Source organism: Pseudomonas sp. HN8-3 (assembly GCF_020790195.1).
In the GTDB taxonomy this organism is placed as follows: domain Bacteria; phylum Pseudomonadota; class Gammaproteobacteria; order Pseudomonadales; family Pseudomonadaceae; genus Aquipseudomonas; species Aquipseudomonas synxantha_A.
This window is the reverse complement of record NZ_CP086206.1, coordinates 2,829,144-2,846,153: the sequence shown is the minus strand read 5'-3', so window position 1 is coordinate 2,846,153 and position 17,010 is coordinate 2,829,144. Positions and strand designations below refer to the sequence as shown.

General features: G+C 60.5%; 18 protein-coding genes. 11 read left to right on the top strand and 7 right to left on the bottom strand.

What is annotated here, in order from left to right; translation table 11 throughout:
- Positions 1-205: 205 nt before the first annotated feature.
- Complete coding sequence (locus LJX92_RS12495) at positions 206-1,351, top strand: MalY/PatB family protein (RefSeq protein ID WP_103734269.1); 1,146 nt, start codon at positions 206-208, stop codon at positions 1,349-1,351.
- A gap of 56 nt (positions 1,352-1,407) precedes the next feature.
- Here the strand turns inward: LJX92_RS12495 and LJX92_RS12490 are convergent, their stop codons facing one another.
- Entirely contained in the window at positions 1,408-1,623 is a 216-nt protein-coding gene (locus LJX92_RS12490; RefSeq protein WP_003173733.1) for a TOBE domain-containing protein, read from the bottom strand.
- A 377-nt stretch (positions 1,624-2,000) separates the two neighbouring features.
- On the opposite strand from LJX92_RS12490, the gene LJX92_RS12485 reads away from it, so the two are divergent.
- A complete protein-coding gene (locus LJX92_RS12485; RefSeq protein WP_005788524.1) occupies positions 2,001-3,251 on the top strand; it encodes a ribonucleotide-diphosphate reductase subunit beta in 1,251 nt (416 codons plus the stop codon).
- Between the two features lie 46 nt (positions 3,252-3,297).
- Here the strand turns inward: LJX92_RS12485 and LJX92_RS12480 are convergent, their stop codons facing one another.
- Positions 3,298-3,597, bottom strand: a complete 300-nt coding sequence (locus LJX92_RS12480; protein WP_032875681.1) for a putative quinol monooxygenase — start codon at positions 3,595-3,597, stop codon at positions 3,298-3,300.
- A gap of 185 nt (positions 3,598-3,782) precedes the next feature.
- On the opposite strand from LJX92_RS12480, the gene LJX92_RS12475 reads away from it, so the two are divergent.
- Complete coding sequence (locus LJX92_RS12475) at positions 3,783-4,268, top strand: DUF1289 domain-containing protein (RefSeq protein WP_228309832.1); 486 nt, start codon at positions 3,783-3,785, stop codon at positions 4,266-4,268.
- 90 nt (positions 4,269-4,358) lie between these two features.
- Here LJX92_RS12475 and mdeB read toward each other — a convergent pair whose 3' ends face one another.
- Positions 4,359-7,037, bottom strand: a complete 2,679-nt coding sequence (mdeB, locus tag LJX92_RS12470) for an alpha-ketoglutarate dehydrogenase (RefSeq protein WP_228309831.1) — start codon at positions 7,035-7,037, stop codon at positions 4,359-4,361.
- A 191-nt stretch (positions 7,038-7,228) separates the two neighbouring features.
- Here mdeB and LJX92_RS12465 point away from each other — a divergent pair, with 191 nt between their 5' ends.
- The 3 genes from LJX92_RS12465 to LJX92_RS12455 all read left to right on the top strand — a co-directional run bounded on the left by LJX92_RS12465 (position 7,229) and on the right by LJX92_RS12455 (position 9,964).
- Positions 7,229-8,149, top strand: coding sequence for a class I SAM-dependent methyltransferase (locus tag LJX92_RS12465; protein WP_228309830.1), 921 nt, complete (start codon positions 7,229-7,231; stop codon positions 8,147-8,149).
- Between the two features lie 148 nt (positions 8,150-8,297).
- Positions 8,298-9,014, top strand: a complete 717-nt coding sequence (gene pcsA / locus LJX92_RS12460) for a phosphatidylcholine synthase (RefSeq protein WP_032875693.1) — start codon at positions 8,298-8,300, stop codon at positions 9,012-9,014.
- Positions 9,015-9,184: 170 nt separating this feature from the next.
- Positions 9,185-9,964: a TSUP family transporter gene (locus LJX92_RS12455; RefSeq protein ID WP_228309829.1), complete on the top strand. Its 780-nt coding sequence runs from the start codon at positions 9,185-9,187 to the stop codon at positions 9,962-9,964.
- Here the strand turns inward: LJX92_RS12455 and nudC are convergent.
- Together nudC and LJX92_RS12445 are read right to left on the bottom strand one after the other, a co-directional pair.
- Positions 9,932-10,765 (bottom strand): NAD(+) diphosphatase, encoded by an 834-nt coding sequence (gene nudC / locus LJX92_RS12450; RefSeq protein ID WP_005788532.1) that lies wholly within the window; start codon positions 10,763-10,765, stop codon positions 9,932-9,934. The two genes, LJX92_RS12455 and nudC, sit on opposite strands and share 33 nt — an antisense overlap.
- Before the next feature lie 5 nt (positions 10,766-10,770).
- Complete coding sequence (locus LJX92_RS12445; RefSeq protein WP_032875698.1) at positions 10,771-11,583, bottom strand: crotonase/enoyl-CoA hydratase family protein; 813 nt, start codon at positions 11,581-11,583, stop codon at positions 10,771-10,773.
- 185 nt (positions 11,584-11,768) lie between these two features.
- Here LJX92_RS12445 and LJX92_RS12440 point away from each other — a divergent pair, with 185 nt between their 5' ends.
- The 3 genes from LJX92_RS12440 (at position 11,769) to LJX92_RS12430 (ending at position 14,164) form a co-directional block, all read left to right on the top strand.
- A complete protein-coding gene (locus LJX92_RS12440; protein ID WP_228309828.1) occupies positions 11,769-12,323 on the top strand; it encodes a UPF0149 family protein in 555 nt (184 codons plus the stop codon).
- Positions 12,324-12,484: 161 nt separating this feature from the next.
- Complete coding sequence (locus LJX92_RS12435; protein ID WP_228309827.1) at positions 12,485-13,741, top strand: 3-phosphoshikimate 1-carboxyvinyltransferase; 1,257 nt, start codon at positions 12,485-12,487, stop codon at positions 13,739-13,741.
- A 33-nt stretch (positions 13,742-13,774) separates the two neighbouring features.
- Positions 13,775-14,164 (top strand): hypothetical protein, encoded by a 390-nt coding sequence (locus LJX92_RS12430; RefSeq protein WP_005788540.1) that lies wholly within the window; start codon positions 13,775-13,777, stop codon positions 14,162-14,164.
- A gap of 1 nt (position 14,165) precedes the next feature.
- Here the strand turns inward: LJX92_RS12430 and LJX92_RS12425 are convergent, their stop codons facing one another.
- Positions 14,166-14,765 carry an NAD(P)H-dependent oxidoreductase gene (locus tag LJX92_RS12425; protein WP_005788541.1) on the bottom strand — a complete coding sequence of 200 codons (600 nt, stop codon included), beginning with the start codon at positions 14,763-14,765 and terminating at the stop codon, positions 14,166-14,168.
- A gap of 72 nt (positions 14,766-14,837) precedes the next feature.
- Between LJX92_RS12425 and LJX92_RS12420 the strand changes: the two genes are divergently transcribed.
- Complete coding sequence (locus LJX92_RS12420) at positions 14,838-15,440, top strand: TetR/AcrR family transcriptional regulator (protein WP_005788542.1); 603 nt, start codon at positions 14,838-14,840, stop codon at positions 15,438-15,440.
- On the opposite strand, the gene LJX92_RS12415 is transcribed toward LJX92_RS12420, so the two are convergent.
- Positions 15,430-16,107, bottom strand: a complete 678-nt coding sequence (locus tag LJX92_RS12415) for a GNAT family N-acetyltransferase (RefSeq protein WP_228309826.1) — start codon at positions 16,105-16,107, stop codon at positions 15,430-15,432. The genes LJX92_RS12420 and LJX92_RS12415 overlap by 11 nt on opposite strands.
- A gap of 188 nt (positions 16,108-16,295) precedes the next feature.
- On the opposite strand from LJX92_RS12415, the gene LJX92_RS12410 reads away from it, so the two are divergent.
- A complete protein-coding gene (locus tag LJX92_RS12410) occupies positions 16,296-17,006 on the top strand; it encodes a FadR/GntR family transcriptional regulator (protein WP_078821451.1) in 711 nt (236 codons plus the stop codon).
- Positions 17,007-17,010: the final 4 nt, after the last annotated feature.

The following is a 17,010-nucleotide window of genomic DNA, read 5'->3' as shown; positions in this document are numbered from 1 at the left end:
GATGCGCCAAAATAGCCGCTCCCAAATCTAATCCCCAGTGCAATGGCGTTTTTATTACAGAACTTGTCGGTCATGGAACGGACGCGTAACGAAACAGCGAATAAACCGAATGTGGGAGGGGGCTAGCTTCCTCCCACATTTGTACCGCCAATGGCGCTAGAATCAGCGCCACTTTTTCGCCGCCGCTTTGATACGAGCCTTTTTCATGAGCTTTGATTTCGACACGCTCCACCCACGCCACGGTACCGGCAGTACCAAGTGGAGCCGCTACCCGCAAGACGTTCTGCCGATGTGGATCGCCGATATGGACATCGCCGCACCGCCCGCTGTATTGCAGGCCCTGCACACGCGCCTCGACCAACAGATTCTTGGCTACAGCGTAGCCGGCCCGGATGTGCGCGAGGCCATCATCGCGGACCTGTGGGCCAAGTACGCCTGGCGCGTACAACCTGAAGAACTGCTATTTCTGCCTGGCGTCGAGCCTGGTTTCAACATGGCCTTGCACGCCTTCGTCAAACCCGGCCAAGCGGTAGTGCTGCAAACCCCCAACTACCGGCCGATTCGCCTGGCACCCGGCAACTGGAACCTGCCGCGCATCGAAATGCCGTTCGAGTTGATCAACGGCGCATACGTCACGCCAATGCCTGCGATGCGCCAGGCATTGAGCGGTGCCGGTGCGCTGCTGCTGAGTAACCCGCACAATCCCATCGGCAAAGTATTCCCCCGCGAAGAACTGCAGGCTGTGGCCGACGCCTGCCTTGACAGCGGCGCGCTGATCATCAGCGACGAGATTCATGCCGAGCTGTGCTTCGATGGTCGCCGGCATATCCCCACTGCCAGCCTCAGCCCCGAGATTGCCCAGCGCACTATCACCCTGATGTCGGCGAGCAAGGCGTATAACGTGGCCGGCTTGAAGACCTGCTTCGCCGTGGTGCAAAACGCCGAGCTGCGCGAGCGCTTCAATAACGCGCGCTGCGGCATGGTCGACAGCGTCAGCCCCCTGGGCCTGGAAGCCACTCGCGCGGCCTACAGCCAATGCGGCGACTGGCTCGCTGCGCTGTTGCAGTACCTGCAGGCCAACCGTGATTACCTGCTCGATGCGCTAAAGACCCGCCTGCCCGGTGTAGTGATGCACGCACCACAAGGTACCTTCCTGGCGTGGCTCGATTGCAGCGCATTGGGCCTGGAAGACCCGCAACGGTTCTTTCTGGAACAGGCCAGGGTCGGCCTGAGTGCCGGGATTGAATTTGGCGATGACAGCCAACAGTTCGTGCGCCTGAACTTCGGTTGCCCACGGGCGATGCTCGAGGAAGGTATACAGCGCATGGAACGTGCCTTGCGCCAGCGCTGACTCGCCCAGCGAAACATTCGTGGGAGGGGTAAGCAATCCCCACCCACGTTATCCATTCACAACTTGGCGATGGACACTTCCGTCGACTTCACAAAGGCAATCACTTCGCTGCCCACCTTCAATTCCAGGTCACGTACCGAGCGCGTGGTAATCACCGAAGTAACAATGCCGGACGCCGTCTGCACGTCGATTTCCGACACGACTTCCCCCAGCAGAATTTCCTTGATTACGCCTTTGAACTGGTTGCGCACGTTGATCGCTTTGATGGTCATGTCGGCTTTCCTTTTGGCTGTTGGGTCAATCCGCACGAATGCGCAGGCCCCCAAAATGCGCCTCACGAGAAAACATTAAAAGGAATAAATAACTATTTATCCATTCCATAATGATATATGAGGGAAATATCCTTCGGCGCCCATCTGCCCGGCGCCGCACGCTCGACAGCGACGTATGACCGCATATCTTGTGCGTTGACCAACCTTGTTACACACCATATAGTGTGCCCACAAACAGAACAGACCACTACATAGTGTGCAGAATCGGTATTTACCGACCACACTCAGCGCAGTATTTCAATGCCTGGTAGCCTGCAAATCGCACATTTTTTGGACGGGTTGAACACCGTCAGAACGGATCAGAAGGGAGTATTTCAATGCTGAGTTGGGATGAAGTCGACAACGAAGACACCGGTGCAGCGGTGATCAAAGGCGCCAACGCCGGCCATGCAAGCGAAGCCAACATGGACCGCCTCGACGGTGCCGGCGCCGCTGCTGCCCTGGAGGCGCGCAACGTGACCGCCAACGACTCCGCCGCGATCATCCGCGCCAAGGCCGCCCTGGACAAACTCGACGTCGCCGAAGGCCTCGCTGAGCTGGAAGGCTCCGCCGCCCGCGTCGCCGTCGACGAAAAGCGCATGATCAACTGCCGCGCCGACCTCAACCAACTCGTGCCTTTCAAGTACGACTGGGCCTGGCAGAAGTACCTCGACGGCTGCGCCAACCACTGGATGCCGCAAGAGGTCAACATGACCGCCGACATCGCCCTGTGGAAAAACCCCGAAGGCCTGACCGACGACGAACGCCGCATCGTCATGCGCAACCTCGGCTTCTTCTCCACCGCCGACTCCCTGGTCGCCAACAACCTGGTGCTGGCCGTGTACCGCCTGATCACCAACCCGGAGTGCCGCCAGTACATCCTGCGCCAGGCCTTCGAAGAAGCGATCCACACCCACGCCTACCAGTACTGCATCGAATCGCTGGCCATGGATGAGGGCGAGATCTTCAACATGTACCACGAGATTCCATCGGTCGCTAAAAAAGCCGCCTGGGGCCTGAAATACACCCGTTCGATCTCCGATCCCAAATTCGAAACCGGCACCGTCGAGACCGACAAGGAGCTGCTGCGTAACCTGGTCGCTTACTACTGCGTGCTGGAAGGCATCTTCTTCTATTGCGGCTTCACCCAGATTTTGTCCATGGGTCGCCGCAACAAGATGACCGGCGTGGCCGAGCAGTTCCAGTACATCCTGCGCGACGAGTCGATGCACCTGAACTTCGGTATCGATGTGATCAACCAGATCAAAATCGAAAACCCGCATTTGTGGGATGCCGAGATGAAGGAAGAAGCGACCCAGATGATCCTGCAAGGGACCCAGCTGGAGATCGAGTACGCTCGTGACACTATGCCTCGCGGTGTTCTCGGCATGAACGCGGCGATGATGGAGGACTATCTCAAGTTCATCGCCAACCGTCGCCTGTCGCAGATTGGCTTGAAGGAAGAGTACCCAGGCACCACCAACCCGTTCCCGTGGATGAGCGAGATCATGGACTTGAAGAAAGAGAAAAACTTCTTCGAAACCCGCGTGATCGAGTATCAAACAGGTGGTGCGCTGAGCTGGGACTGACGTAACGCTGTAGGAGCGAGCAAGCTCGCTCCTACAGTCAACGGCTTCAGTTCGACACCTGCTCCAGGAAAATCAACTGCAACGGCTCGCTGAGCAAAGCATCCGCCGTGGCCGCAAAGTGCTGGAAGTACGGCGTGGCAAAATGCTCATCCAGTGCTGCCTGGCTCTTGAACGCCTCGCGCATATAGAACGTGCCGGGTTCATCGCGTCGCTCGAACAACACGTAATCCAGATTGCCAGGTTCGGCCCGCGTCGGTTCGATCAGGCTCAGCAAGCCAGTCTTGAGCGCGTGTTCTTGGCCAGGTTTGGCCTTGAGTACGGCGAGGGATACCAGAGGTTTGGGCATGGCGATGTCTCTTTGAGTGGGTGGGTTGGAACAGCCGGCAACAGCGGTGAACATCACGGCATACAGCCAGGGTTTGATCGATGCTCTCATGGGTGTCGCTCGCAATGGATTGAAGCCATCGTTGCCCATTTGGCGACGCAGAAACACCGACTAAACACGCTTACACTTTCTTCAAAGGCTTGAAAATGCCGCACTCCATCAAGACCCCTTGCGTCGGCCTGTGCTCCACCGTCTACGGTGATCTGGTCTGTCGGGGCTGCAAGCGCTATCACCACGAGGTGATCCAGTGGAATGGCTATAACGCCGAGGAAAAACAGGCGGTATGGCTGCGTCTGGAACAGCTACTGGTGCAGGTGATGGCCAGCAAGCTGGAAGTGTTCGACCCACACTGCCTGCGACAGCAGTTGGAGGCCCGCAAGATTCGCTTTATGCCGCACCAGTCGCCGTATTGCTGGGCATACCAGCTGATCGCGCGGGGTGCACGGGTGATTTCCAGGCTGGATGCCTATGGGTTGGCATTGCTGCCGGAGTTTCGCGAGCGCCACCTGGCGGATTTGCGCGATGCGATAGATCGGGAATTCTTTCTGCTTTCAGAGGCGCATTACGAGCGCTATATCGCCCCTGGATTCCTCAAGGATGCCTTCGGACCAGCCCTGATCGCCACAGTCTAATGTGGGAGAGGGGTTTGCTGCCGATAGCGGTGGATCAGTCAGCTCATCAGTTACTGACACACCGCTATCGGGAGCAAGCCCCTCCCACAATCAGCAGGTCCAGGGCGCATCCCGTTCTGGCTGCAACCCGTAGAGATGAATCGCGCGCTGACACACCGCCGGCGCCAAACTCCCCTGCTCCACCAATGCCGTCAACGCTGCCAGCACAATATGGTGCCGATCCACCTCAAAGAAATCACGCAACGCCGCCCGTGTATCACTGCGCCCAAACCCATCGGTGCCGAGCACGGTGTAGCCCGAATCCACGTACGAGCCAATCATCTGCGGCACTGCCCGCACATAATCGGACACGGCAATCACCGGCGCGCCTTTGGGCAAACAGTCATGCAAATGACTGACACGCTTGATGCCCTGCGGATGCAGGCGATTCCAGCGCTCCACCTCTCTCGCTTCCCGCGCCAGTTCACTGAAGCTGGTGACGCTGTACACCGCGCTTTGCACCTGCCAGTCGTCCATCAGCAACTGCGCCGCCGCCAGGGCCTCACGCACCAGCGTGCCGGAGCCGAGCAGGCGCACCTGCGCGTCCTGCGTACCCTGCAAGCGATACATGCCCTTGATGATCGCGCCTTCCACGCCTTCCGTCAGGCTGGGTTGCGCGTAGTTTTCGTTCATCAGCGTCACGTAGTAGAACTCGTCGACATCCTGCTCCAGCATCCGACGCATACCGTGGTCGAGGATCACCGCAAACTCACCGGCGAACGCCGGATCATAGGCGCGGCAATTGGGCACGGCGGCGGCAGCAAGGTGGCTGCTGCCGTCCTGATGCTGCAAACCTTCGCCGCCCAGGGTGGTGCGCCCGGCCGTGGCGCCGAGCAGGAAGCCCCGGGCACGCTGGTCGGCAGCTGCCCAGATAAGGTCGCCCACGCGCTGAAAACCGAACATCGAGTAATAGATATAGAAGGGCAACATGCGCAGGCCATGCACCGAGTAACTGGTCGCGGCGGCCACCCAGGAACTGATGGCGCTGGCTTCGCTGATGCCTTCTTCCAGGATCTGCCCGTCGGTGGCTTCGCGGTAACTGAGGATCGAGCCGATGTCTTCCGGCTCATAGTGCTGGCCGACACTGGAGTAGATGCCAATCTGCTTGAACAGGTTGGCCATGCCGAACGTACGCGCCTCGTCGGCAACGATGGGCACGATGCGCGGCCCCAATTGTCCGTCTTTGAGCAAGTGGGTGAGCATACGGACGAAGGCCATGGTGGTAGACATTTCCTTGCCTTCAGCGGCCGTGGCGAAACCCGCATAACTGCTCATGGACGGCACGCTGACACGCGCTGCGAGCTGGCTGCGGCTGGGCACGTAACCGCCCAGGGTGTTGCGGCGCTGGTGCAGGTAGCGTAACTCCAGGCTGTCATCGGCCGGCTTGAAAAAACTCAAGGACTCGACCTGCTCATCCGACAGCGGCAATTGGAAACGATTGCGAAAGGCAATCAGCGCCTGGCGATCAAGCTTCTTCTGTTGGTGAGTGGTCATCTTGCCCTGCCCGGCTTCGCCCATGCCAAAGCCCTTTTTGGTCTGGGCCAGGATCACCGTGGGTTTGCCCTTGGTCCGGCGGGCAGCGTGGTAAGCGGCGTGGATCTTGACCATGTCATGGCCGCCACGCTTGAGGCGGTCGATCTGATCATCGCTCAGGCCCTCGACCAGCTTGGCCAGGGATTCACTCTGGCCAAAAAAATGCTCGCGGTTATAGGCGCCATCCTTGGCGGCGAAGGTTTGGAACTGCCCATCCACGGTGTGCGAAAGGGTTCGGACCAATGAGCCGTCGACGTCCTTGGCGAGCAACGCATCCCAGTCCGAGCCCCACACCAGTTTGATCACATTCCAACCGGCGCCGCTGAACAATGCCTCCAACTCGTCGATGATGCGTCCATTACCGCGTACCGGGCCGTCGAGGCGTTGCAGGTTGCAGTTGACGACCCAGGTCAGGTTATCCAGGCCCTCGCGGGCGGCCAGGGTCAGGGCTGACATGCTTTCCGGTTCGTCCATTTCGCCGTCGCCGAACACGCCCCACACATGGCGGTCCGAGGTGTCCTGCAAGCTGCGGTGCTGCAGGTAACGCATAAAGCGCGCCTGGAAAATCGAGCTGATGGGGCCAATGCCCATGGAACCGGTGGGGAACTGCCAGAAGTCGGGCATCAACCATGGATGGGGATAGCTGGACAGCCCGCGAGCGCCCTCCTTCGGCCCACCGATTTCTTGGCGGTAGTGGGCCAGATCCTGTTCTGTCAGGCGCCCTTCAAGGTAGGCACGGGCATAAATACCGGGCGCCGAATGGGGCTGGTAGAACACCAGGTCACCGCCGGATTGCTCGCTGCGGGCGCGGAAAAAGTGGTTGAAGCCCACTTCGAACAAATCCGCGGCGCTGGCGTAACTGGCGATATGCCCGCCCAGTTCGCCATACGCCTGATTGGCGCGCACCACCATGGCCAGGGCATTCCAGCGCACCAGCGAGGCGAGGCGCTCTTCGGTGGCCAGGTCGCCGGGAAAAGCCGGCTGCTGCTCGACGCTGATGCTGTTGATATACGGTGTGCCGTGGCGGGGTTTCCAGTCGATGCCCGGCGCACCGCCTTCGCGGGCCAGCAGGTCTAGAATTTCGCGGGCCCGGGCGGGGCCGGCATTGGCCACCAGCGAGGCCAGGGCATCACGCCACTCATCCAGCTCCTGCTGATCCTGCGCCGTGTGATTGACTGCGTGGGCGAAACCGTTCATGGGCACCTCCGGACTTTTTTTCCAGTTTATGTCGGTGCTGAAGGATTTTTTGCCTGTTATCAGGCTCACCCAACAGAATTTTGAGCATGAATCACTGTAGATCGGCTTTATTCCAGCACGTTGTGCTCATGCACCCGCAAACCCGGCAATTGTGTTTAAAATGCCGCCCGCCCGATGACTGACGCACAACGATGAACCCAGACGCACTCGCTACCCTTCACGCCCACTTGCTGACCGCCCTGGCTGACGCACCGGTGGAAACCCGGCGCCTGTTCCATGGCCGCGGCCGTTGCTGGCCGGGCCTGGAACAACTGACGGTGGACTGGCTGCAAGGGGTGGTGCTGGTGGCGCTGTTCAAGGAAACCGAGCACCTGCAAGCCCTCAAGCAGACGCTGCTGAACATCGACTGGGCGAGCTTTGGCGCGCACACAGTGGCGCTGCAACACCGCTACCTGCCGCAAAGCACCACCGAGTGGTTAGTGGGTGAGGCCATCGATGAGCTGACCATCACCGAGGGCGGCCTGCGGTACCTGATCGACCTGGGTAAAAAGCAGAACAGCGGGCTATTTCTCGACATGCGCTACGGGCGCAACTGGGTGCGCGAACAGGCCCATGGCCAGCGCGTGCTGAATTTGTTTGCCTATACCTGCGGTTTTTCGGTGGCCGCCATCGAAGGCGGCGCCGACCATGTGGTGAACCTGGACATGGCCCGTGGCGCCCTCAGTCGTGGCCGCGACAACCATCGCCTGAACGGGCATGACCTGAGCAAAGTCACCTTCCTGGGCCACGACTTGTTCAAGTCCTGGGCCAAGGTCACCCACAGCGGCCCTTACGATCTGGTGATCATCGACCCGCCGTCATTCCAGAAAGGCAGCTTCCTGCTGACCAAGGACTACCAGCGCGTGCTGCGCCGCCTGCCGGACTTGCTCACCGCCCAAGGTACGGTGCTGGCGTGTATGAATGACCCAGCCTTCGGCGAAGATTTCCTGATCGACGGTGTAACCCGCGAGGCACCGGGCCTGCGCTTCGTGCAGCGCCTGGACAACCCGCCGGAATTCCCCGACGTCGATCCGCAAAGTGGGCTGAAGGCCCTGGTGTTCCGTCAGGGTTGATGCCGAATCGTCCTACGCTTGCTACGCTTACGCAGACACCGGGCGGTGAACCTTATCCCCCTCTTCCCGGTCGATACCTGCATTCCCCGGCCAGACTCGACGGCGCTACGTTGTCGGCTGCCCCGTTTGACCTTTTGGAGAACCGCCCGTGATATCGACCCTGCATGTAGCCAGACTCAAAGCCTGGGGCGCCCACGGCTTTACTGCCACCGGAGTGGTACTGGCCTTCCTGGCCACCCTGGCGCTGCTGGAAAACTCCCCCAAGGCGTGCCTGCTATGGCTGGGCCTGGCGCTGGTGGTGGATGGCGTCGATGGCTCGCTGGCACGACGGGTGAATGTCAGCACGGTATTGCCCAGCTTTGACGGCTCGGTCCTGGACCTGGTGATCGATTACCTCACCTATGTGTTCATCCCCGCACTGTTTATCTACCGCTATATCGACCTGCCGGAATTTACCCACCTGTTTACGGTGTCGGTGATTCTGGTGTCTTCGCTGTTCTGCTTTTGCAATGTGAACATGAAGAGCAAGGACAACTACTTCGTCGGCTTCCCCGCCGCCTGGAACGTGGTCGCCCTGTGCGTGTACATCATCCAGCCTGACGCCTGGGTCACCTTGCTGACCGTGATCGGCCTGGCCCTGCTGACCGTGACACCGATGAAGTTTTTGCACCCATTCCGGGTCAAGCGCTTCATGCCGATCAATATTGCGGTGACTACGATCTGGTTACTGTGCAGCTTTTTGATGGTGGTGGACTATCCCAACACCAACCCGTGGACGTTCGGATTGTGGTCGCTGATGTCGGCGTATTTCCTGGGCATTTGCATCTGGCGTACGGCGCTGGAGTGGCTGGGCGCGCACAAATGACCGAGCACGCTCGGTAAAAATGTGGGAGGGGGCTTGCCCCCGATAGCAGTGGGTCAGTGACCAATAAGCTGACTGACCCACCGCCATCGGGGGCAAGCCCCCTCCCACATTTGAGTCACATCGCAGTAAGATGCTGGCTTTCTGCGGCCCTCCAACAATAAGCCCTGCCCATGCCCTTCGAACTCAGCGTTGACCTCACCACCCTGGCCATCCTGGCCGTCGTTGCCTTTATCGCCGGTTTTATCGACGCCATCGCCGGCGGCGGCGGGCTGCTGACCACTCCGGCTCTGCTCACCGCCGGTATGCCGCCTCACCTGGTACTGGGCACCAACAAACTCAGCTCCACCTTCGGCTCGGCCACCGCCAGTTTCACCTTTTACCGGCGCAAGCTGTTCCACCCGCGCCAATGGGTGCACGCCATCGTCGGTACATTGATCGGCGCACTGACCGGTGCCGTGGTCGCCCACTACCTGCCCGCCGAAACCCTGAACAAGATGCTGCCGGTGATCGTCTTTGCCTGCGGGGTGTACCTGTTGTTCGGCGGTACGCCAAAGGCGCCGGTGGATGCCGAAGCACCGATCAAGAAGAAATGGCAGGCCACCCAGGGCTTTGGCCTGGGCTTCTATGACGGCGTGGCCGGGCCTGGCACCGGTGCATTCTGGACCGTCAGCACGATGCTGCTGCACCCCATCGACCTGGTGAAGGCCAGCGGCGTCGCGCGCAGCATGAACTTCGTCAGCAACGCGGCGGCGCTGACGGTGTTTATCATCAATGGCTCGGTAGACTGGATCGTCGGGCTGGCGATGGGCGTGTCAGTGATGTGTGGCGCGTTATTTGGCGCACGCAGCGCAATCAGCGGCGGCGCCAAATTCATTCGCCCGGTGTTTATCACCGTGGTGCTGGGCCTGACCGTACGCCTAGCCTGGCAGCACTGGTTCAGCGTGGCCTAAGCGGCGGGCCACGTAGAGGTCGATCAGGTAACGAGCAATCGAACGTGACGCCGGCAACGGCGGCAGTTCGTGGATGTTGAACCACTGCGCATCCTCGATCTCGTCGGCCTGGGGCACGATGTCGCCACCGGCGTACTCGGCGTGGAAACCCAGCATCATCGAATGGGGGAACGGCCAGCACTGGCTGCCCATGTACTGGATATTCTTCACTTCTATCTGCACTTCCTCGCGCACTTCGCGGATCAGGCAGTCTTCGGCCGATTCGCCGGGTTCGGCAAAGCCGGCCAAGGTGCTGTAGACCCCTGTGACGAAACGTGGCGAGCGCGCCAGAAGAATCTCGTCACCACGGGTCACCAGCACGATCATGCTCGGCGAAATCCGTGGGTAGCTGCGCAGGTCGCAAGGCGCGCAGTACATCGCCCGCTCCCGCGGGACCTGAACCATGGCCTGGCCGCAACTGCCGCAGAAACGATGCTCCCGCGCCCAGGTGCCGATCTGGGCGGCGTAGCCCAGCACTCTGTAGAGAGTGTGATCGCCCTGTAGCATGAAACCGCGCAGCCCCTGCCAACTGCACCCTGGCACATCGGCAGCACTGTCGAGTTCCAGCAAGTACACCGGTTCACCATCGAGGTGGCCGATGCCGTGTTCAGCGAACACCGGCAGGTCCTGACGCTTAAGCCACTCCCGAGGGAACAGAGGGCCATTGGCGTCATGCAAAAAGCCCTCACGGCTGCGGGCGACGGCCCAGCCGCCGACGGCGTCGTTATCCAGCAGCGTTGTGGTAATCCAGCCTGGGGTCATATCAGTCAATCCACGAATTCGGGTTTCTGCTTGCTCATATGGGCCGCAATGGCCACGCGCAAGTCGTTGGATTGCAACATAGCCGAGTTCCAGGTGGCAACGTATTCCAGGCCGTCATTGACTGTGTGGTCACGCATGTAGCTGATCATGGCTTTGGTGCCGGTCACGGCGATTGGCGACTTGGCGGCGATTTCATGGGCGATTTCCATAACGCCGGCCAGCAGGCTGTCCTGATCGGCATACACGCGATTGACCAGGCCGATGCTGCGCGCTTCTTCAGCACCGAACTGGCGACCGGTGTAAGCCAACTCACGCAACATGCCGTCGCCGATGATGCGCGGCAGGCGTTGCAAAGTGCCTACGTCAGCGGCCATGCCGATGTCGATTTCCTTGATCGAGAACTGCGCGCCCTCGGCCGCGTAGCGCATGTCGCAGGCGCTGATCAGGTCAATGGCCCCGCCAATGCAGTAGCCCTGGATCGCGGCGAGTACCGGCTTGCGGCAATGGTCGACCGCATTGAACGAGGCTTGCAGCTCGAGGATCTTGCGCCGTAACAGGCGCGCATTACGCCCCACGTCCTTGCTGAACTCATTGGCTATCGAGGCCAGCATCATCAGGTCGATACCCGAAGAGAAATGCTTGCCCGCACCACTGAGCACCACGGCGCGCACGGCATCGGTGTCGTCGATCCATTGGAAGATGTCGATGATTTCGGTCCAGAACGCCGCGTTCATGGCGTTGATCTTTTCCGGGCGATTGATCTGCACATGGGCAACGTTGCCGCTCAGTTCGACGACGAAGGCTTGGTATTCGGACATGGCAGTGATCCCTGACTGGCGATTGAGGAAGGCCAGACTATATCAAGGGTGCGCCACGGCGCATCGGCCAAAAGCGGGACTGGCCACGGTGAGGGAAAAGACGCTGGATAAAACCCGGTGCACACGCCATCCTTTGCGCTTTAAGCCGCCCCTGTCAGCGGCGCTCGACGTTTTAAGGATATGCCATGCACGCCCAACCCCTCGCTCCCGCCGATTTCGACTTCATTGACGCCACCTTGCTCAAATACGGTGAAGACCACTCGGTGCTGAACATGGCCGAACTCGACGGTTATTTCACCGCCCTGGTTTCCAGCCCGGCCAAGGTGGACGTGGCCGAGTGGTTCCCGGCGATCTGGGGTGGGCAAAACCCTGAATGGGACAACATGGACGAGGCCCAGGATTTTCTCGAACTGTGTGTACGCCATATGAATACCCTGGCCGCTCGATTGGCCACCGACTCCCAGGCATTCAAAGCCCGTTTCGATGAAACCGAACATCAAGACCAGGCGGTGACGCTGGCTGAAGAATGGTGTTTTGGTTATGTGCGGGGTGTGACGATCGGCAACTGGCCGCCATTGCCCGCCGAACAAGCCGGGCAACTGGAAAAAATCACCGCGTGCGCCGAGCAGGACAATTTCGAACTTCCGGCGGACCTGGATATAAACGCCCATCAACAGCAGGTCAGCGAAATCGAACCGGCTGCGCGGGTGCTGCATGACTACTGGTTGAGCCAGCGTTAAGCCGGGCTTGCTGGCCCCGTCCCACATTTGAATCGGAGCACATTCCAGAAAATTCACGCAGATCACTTGCTCACTCGACAAGCATGGCGTGTTTGCCTGATTATTCGGGTCCGCACGTCGGCCACTCCACGCCACCTCGCCTTGACCAGGAGCCTTGTACCTTGAGTTCGCAAAAAACCGTGACCGTTACACCGCCCAACTTTCCTCTCAATGGCAAGGTCGCGCCCCCCGGCTCCAAATCCATTACCAACCGCGCCCTGTTGCTGGCGGCATTGGCCAAGGGCACCAGCCGTTTGAGCGGTGCGTTGAAAAGCGATGACACTCGCCACATGTCAGTCGCCCTGCGTCAGATGGGTGTGAGTATCGATGAGCCAGACGACACCACGTTTGTCGTCACCAGCCAAGGCTCGCTGCAATTGCCTCCCCAACCACTGTTCCTCGGTAACGCTGGGACTGCCATGCGCTTTCTCACCGCCGCCGTGGCCACCGTGCAAGGCAGCGTGGTGCTGGACGGCGATGAATACATGCAAAAGCGCCCGATTGGCCCGCTGCTGACCGCCCTCGGCCAAAACGGAATTCAGGTCGACAGCCCCACTGGCTGCCCGCCCGTGACCGTGCATGGCACAGGCAAGGTACAAGCCAGGCGCTTTGAGATCGATGGCGGCTTGTCCAGCCAGTATGTATCGGCCCTGCTGATGCTCGCGGCCTGTGGTGAGGCGCCGATTGAAGTGGCGTTGACCGGCAAAGACATCGGCGCCCGTGGCTACGTGGACCTGACCCTGGATTGCATGCGCGCCTTTGGCGCCCAGGTTGAAGCCGTGGACGACACCACCTGGCGCGTCGCCCCGACCGGCTACACCGCCCGGGATTACCTGATCGAACCCGACGCCTCGGCCGCTACCTACCTGTGGGCCGCCGAAGTGCTGACCGCTGGCCGTATCGACATCGGTGTCGCGGCCCAGGATTTCACCCAGCCGGACGCCCAGGCCCAGGCGGTGATCGCCCAGTTCCCGAACATGCAAGCCACGGTGGTCGGTTCGCAAATGCAGGACGCAATCCCGACCCTGGCCGTGCTCGCCGCTTTCAACAACACCCCGGTGCGTTTTACTGAACTGGCGAACCTGCGCGTCAAGGAATGTGACCGTGTACAGGCACTGCACGATGGCCTCAATGAGATCCGCCCAGGCCTGGCGAGCATTGAGGGCGACGACCTGCTGGTTGCGAGCGACCCAGCCCTGGCCGGCACCGCGTGCACGGCGCTGATCGACACCCACGCCGACCACCGCATCGCTATGTGCTTTGCCCTGGCCGGGCTGAAAGTTTCGGGGATTCGCATCCAGGACCCGGACTGCGTGGCCAAGACCTACCCTGAGTACTGGAAAGCCTTGGGCAGCCTGGGCGTTCAATTGACCTACTGACACGCCGATCGTGAAACTTCGCCGGGAGCGTCAATGACCATTCGCCAACCCTGCCCTCCCGGCGCCTGTGTGTGCGAGCGTGAACAACTGCTGGAGGCGCCCGGCGCGGACCTGCGCATCCTCCAGTTGACGCGACAGCAGGAAAAAATCCTGCTCGAACGCCTTGAAAACCTCAAGAGTCTGCAAGACCTTGAACACATGCAGCAGCGGATGTACGAGCAACTGGGCATCCGCGTGCACATTGCGCCTGGGCATACCGAGGTCAAGAGTATGCGCGGGATCCAGATCGTTATCGACGAGTTGCCGGGCATGTGCCGCAAGACTCGTCAATCGATCCCGGCGTCGATCCGCCGCGGCCTGGAAAAACGCCCCGAGATTGCCTACCGCTTGCTCGATGCCCACGACCTGTTTCGCGACACCTGAATCACCCCGCGACTGTCTCGCGCTGGAACATCCCCTGCCCCACAGCTTTGGCCGTGTGCAAATGCGCCTGGGCGCCCCCGCTCTCCGAATCCAGCAGCAGCTTGGACGTCAGCACCTGCGCCCCGCAGTAATCAAAGATGCCGTAATCGATCTGGGTGTGCATGGCCTTGGCATAGCCGTGCCGATCGAAAGCGCTGTCATCCGCGCCCCCGAGGGCCAGCAGGTGCACCTGCAAGTGGCGCAGTTTTTTCACGACGGGTGTGTCGGGGCCATAATCAATCGCCCAGCCGTTGACGAACACGCGGTCGACCCAGCCTTTGAGCAACGCCGGCATCGACCACCAGTAGATCGGGAAAGCCACCACCAGCGCGTCGGCGCGCTCGATACGCGCCTGTTCGGCCAGCACATCGGCCGGCGGAGTTGCATGAGCGCGGTGCACCTGATGGTCGGCGGCGGTGTAGCGTGGATCGAACCCTTCGGCGGCAAGGTCGGCGATTTCGAAGGTGTGGCCGGCGGCGGTCAAACCGGCGCCTACCTGAGCCGCTACGCTATGGGTGAGCGATTTCCGGTCGTGATGAGCAACTACGATCAAGGCGTGCATGACTTTAACTCCTGACAGGATTAAGCTACGTTTAGTAAGTTACGCCCCTTAAATTACTTTTGGTATATAAGCATGTCAAGCAGTGAATCCCCTGCCCCACGTCGGCGCTTGTCCCGTGAAGATCGCCAGCGCCAATTACTCGATGTGGCGTGGCAATTGGTGCGCGAGGAAGGCACCGACGCCCTGACCCTGGGCCGCCTGGCGGAGCTGGCAGGTGTGACCAAGCCGGTGGTCTACGACCACTTCACCACGCGTGCGGGATTGCTGGCGGCGTTGTATGCCGATTTCGATGCGCGCCAGGACCAGGTCTTTACCGAGGCCATCGACACCAGTAAGGCGACGCTAGAGGACCGGGCATGGGTGATCGCGTCGGCGTATGTCGATTGCGTGCTGTTGCAGGGCCGGGAAATCCCCGGAGTGATTGCCGCGCTGAGCGGCTCGCCGGAGCTGGCGGTACTCAAGCGCGAATATGAGGCGATCTTCCTGGAAAAGTGCTCCAACGCACTGTCACCGTTCGCCTCGGGCGGCGGTGTTTCCAAGGCCGGCTTGCGCGCTATGCTCGGTGCGGCGGAAGCCCTGTCTCATGCGGCAGCCAATGGCGAGATCAGCCGTGAGGAGGCCCAGCAGGAATTGCTGGCGACCATCCTGGGGATGGTCCAGCGGGTCAAATCGTAGGAAACCGCTGCTGGATGTACAGCTGCACCTTGCGCGTCAACTGATCCAGATGCCGGTCACGCTGTTTTTCAGCGTCGACCATGGCGCGCTTGCCGTGCTTTTGCAGCAGGTAGGTATGAATCTGGCACACTTCCAGCGAACGATAGATCGCTGCCACATCCAACACCCCCATCAAGCCATCGGTGCCGTAGTCCCGGGTGTTCATCAGCACTTGGGTGCCACGTGCGCCGCGCACTTGAAAACCCATGGCCTCGAATGCTGGCACCTTCTCCACCGCACAGGCCAGTTCGGCGTGGGGATAGCGCGCCAGCACATCGCCTAGCATTTGCTTCGCCACGCCCTGGCGACGAAAGCCGGCCTGCACCGCCATAAAGGCAATGCCGCAGGCTTGAGGGTCGTTCTTGACCGGCAGATACAGGCAAAAACCGACAACGGTTTCGTCCTGCATCGCCACGACCAGCTCGACGGCGATGCCCTTCTCGCCATTCAACGCCTCAAGGTACAAGTGCACCTCAAACCCGATGGCGTACTGGTAGATGTTGTAGAGCAAGTTACTTGGCGCCAGCGCGACACTGCTGATGTCGGTGAGGTTGTCCACCACCATCTGCAGGATCTGGCTATTGACCGATTCGGGGCACGGCGTGGTGTAACGGGTAAGGCTGAACATGCAAATTCCTGGAGTTTCGCGTCAAGGCAGCGGCGATTGTACCTGTTGCAGGCCGCTCATGGCCCGCACAGTGAACGCAGGTAACGGGCCTTGCCGCCTATCTTGCTGCACTGATCGTGTTGGACACATATTGACAAGCTAAATTCGTAACGACTATTGTCTGACAACCTGATTACCAAGGTTTCATCATGCTTGAGCTCCAGCGCCCCGACTCGCTTGTCGTACGGGTTGTCAGCGCCATTCGCGCAGAAATCGAATCCGGCCAACTGGCTCCGGAGTCGCGCCTGCCTACCGAACAGCAATTGGCTGAACAGCTCAACGTCAGCCGCTCTGTGGTGCGCGAGGCCATTGCCCAGCTCAAGGCCGACGGTGTTCTCACCGCCCGCCGGGGGTTGGGGTCGTTCATTTCGCAGACCCCGGCCGGCACGGTGTTCCGTTTCCCGCAGCAAAATGGGCGACGGCCTGACCTGGCGCAGATGTTCGAAGTGCGCCTGTGGATCGAAACCCAAGCCGCCTCGATTGCCGCCCAGCGCCGTGACGCCGCCGACCTGCAACGCATGGAAAGCGCCTTGCAGGCCATGCAGGACCATCGCGACGACTTTGAAGCCGCAGCCCTGGCCGATGTGGAATTCCACCGCGCCATTGCCGACGCCAGCAAGAATGACTACTTCGTGGCCTTCCATGACTTCCTCAGAAGCCAGCTGGCGAGCGCACGCAAGACCGCCTGGGAAAACTCTGCCTCGCGCTTCGCCACCGGCTCGGCCGATGCGACCCAGGAACACCAGCAGCTCTATCAGGCCATCGCCGACGGTGATGCCCAACGCGCCGCTGCCAGTGCAGAGGCCCATCTGCGTGCATCCGCACGGCGCTTGCAACTGGAACTGCCTCCCATCAACTGATCGA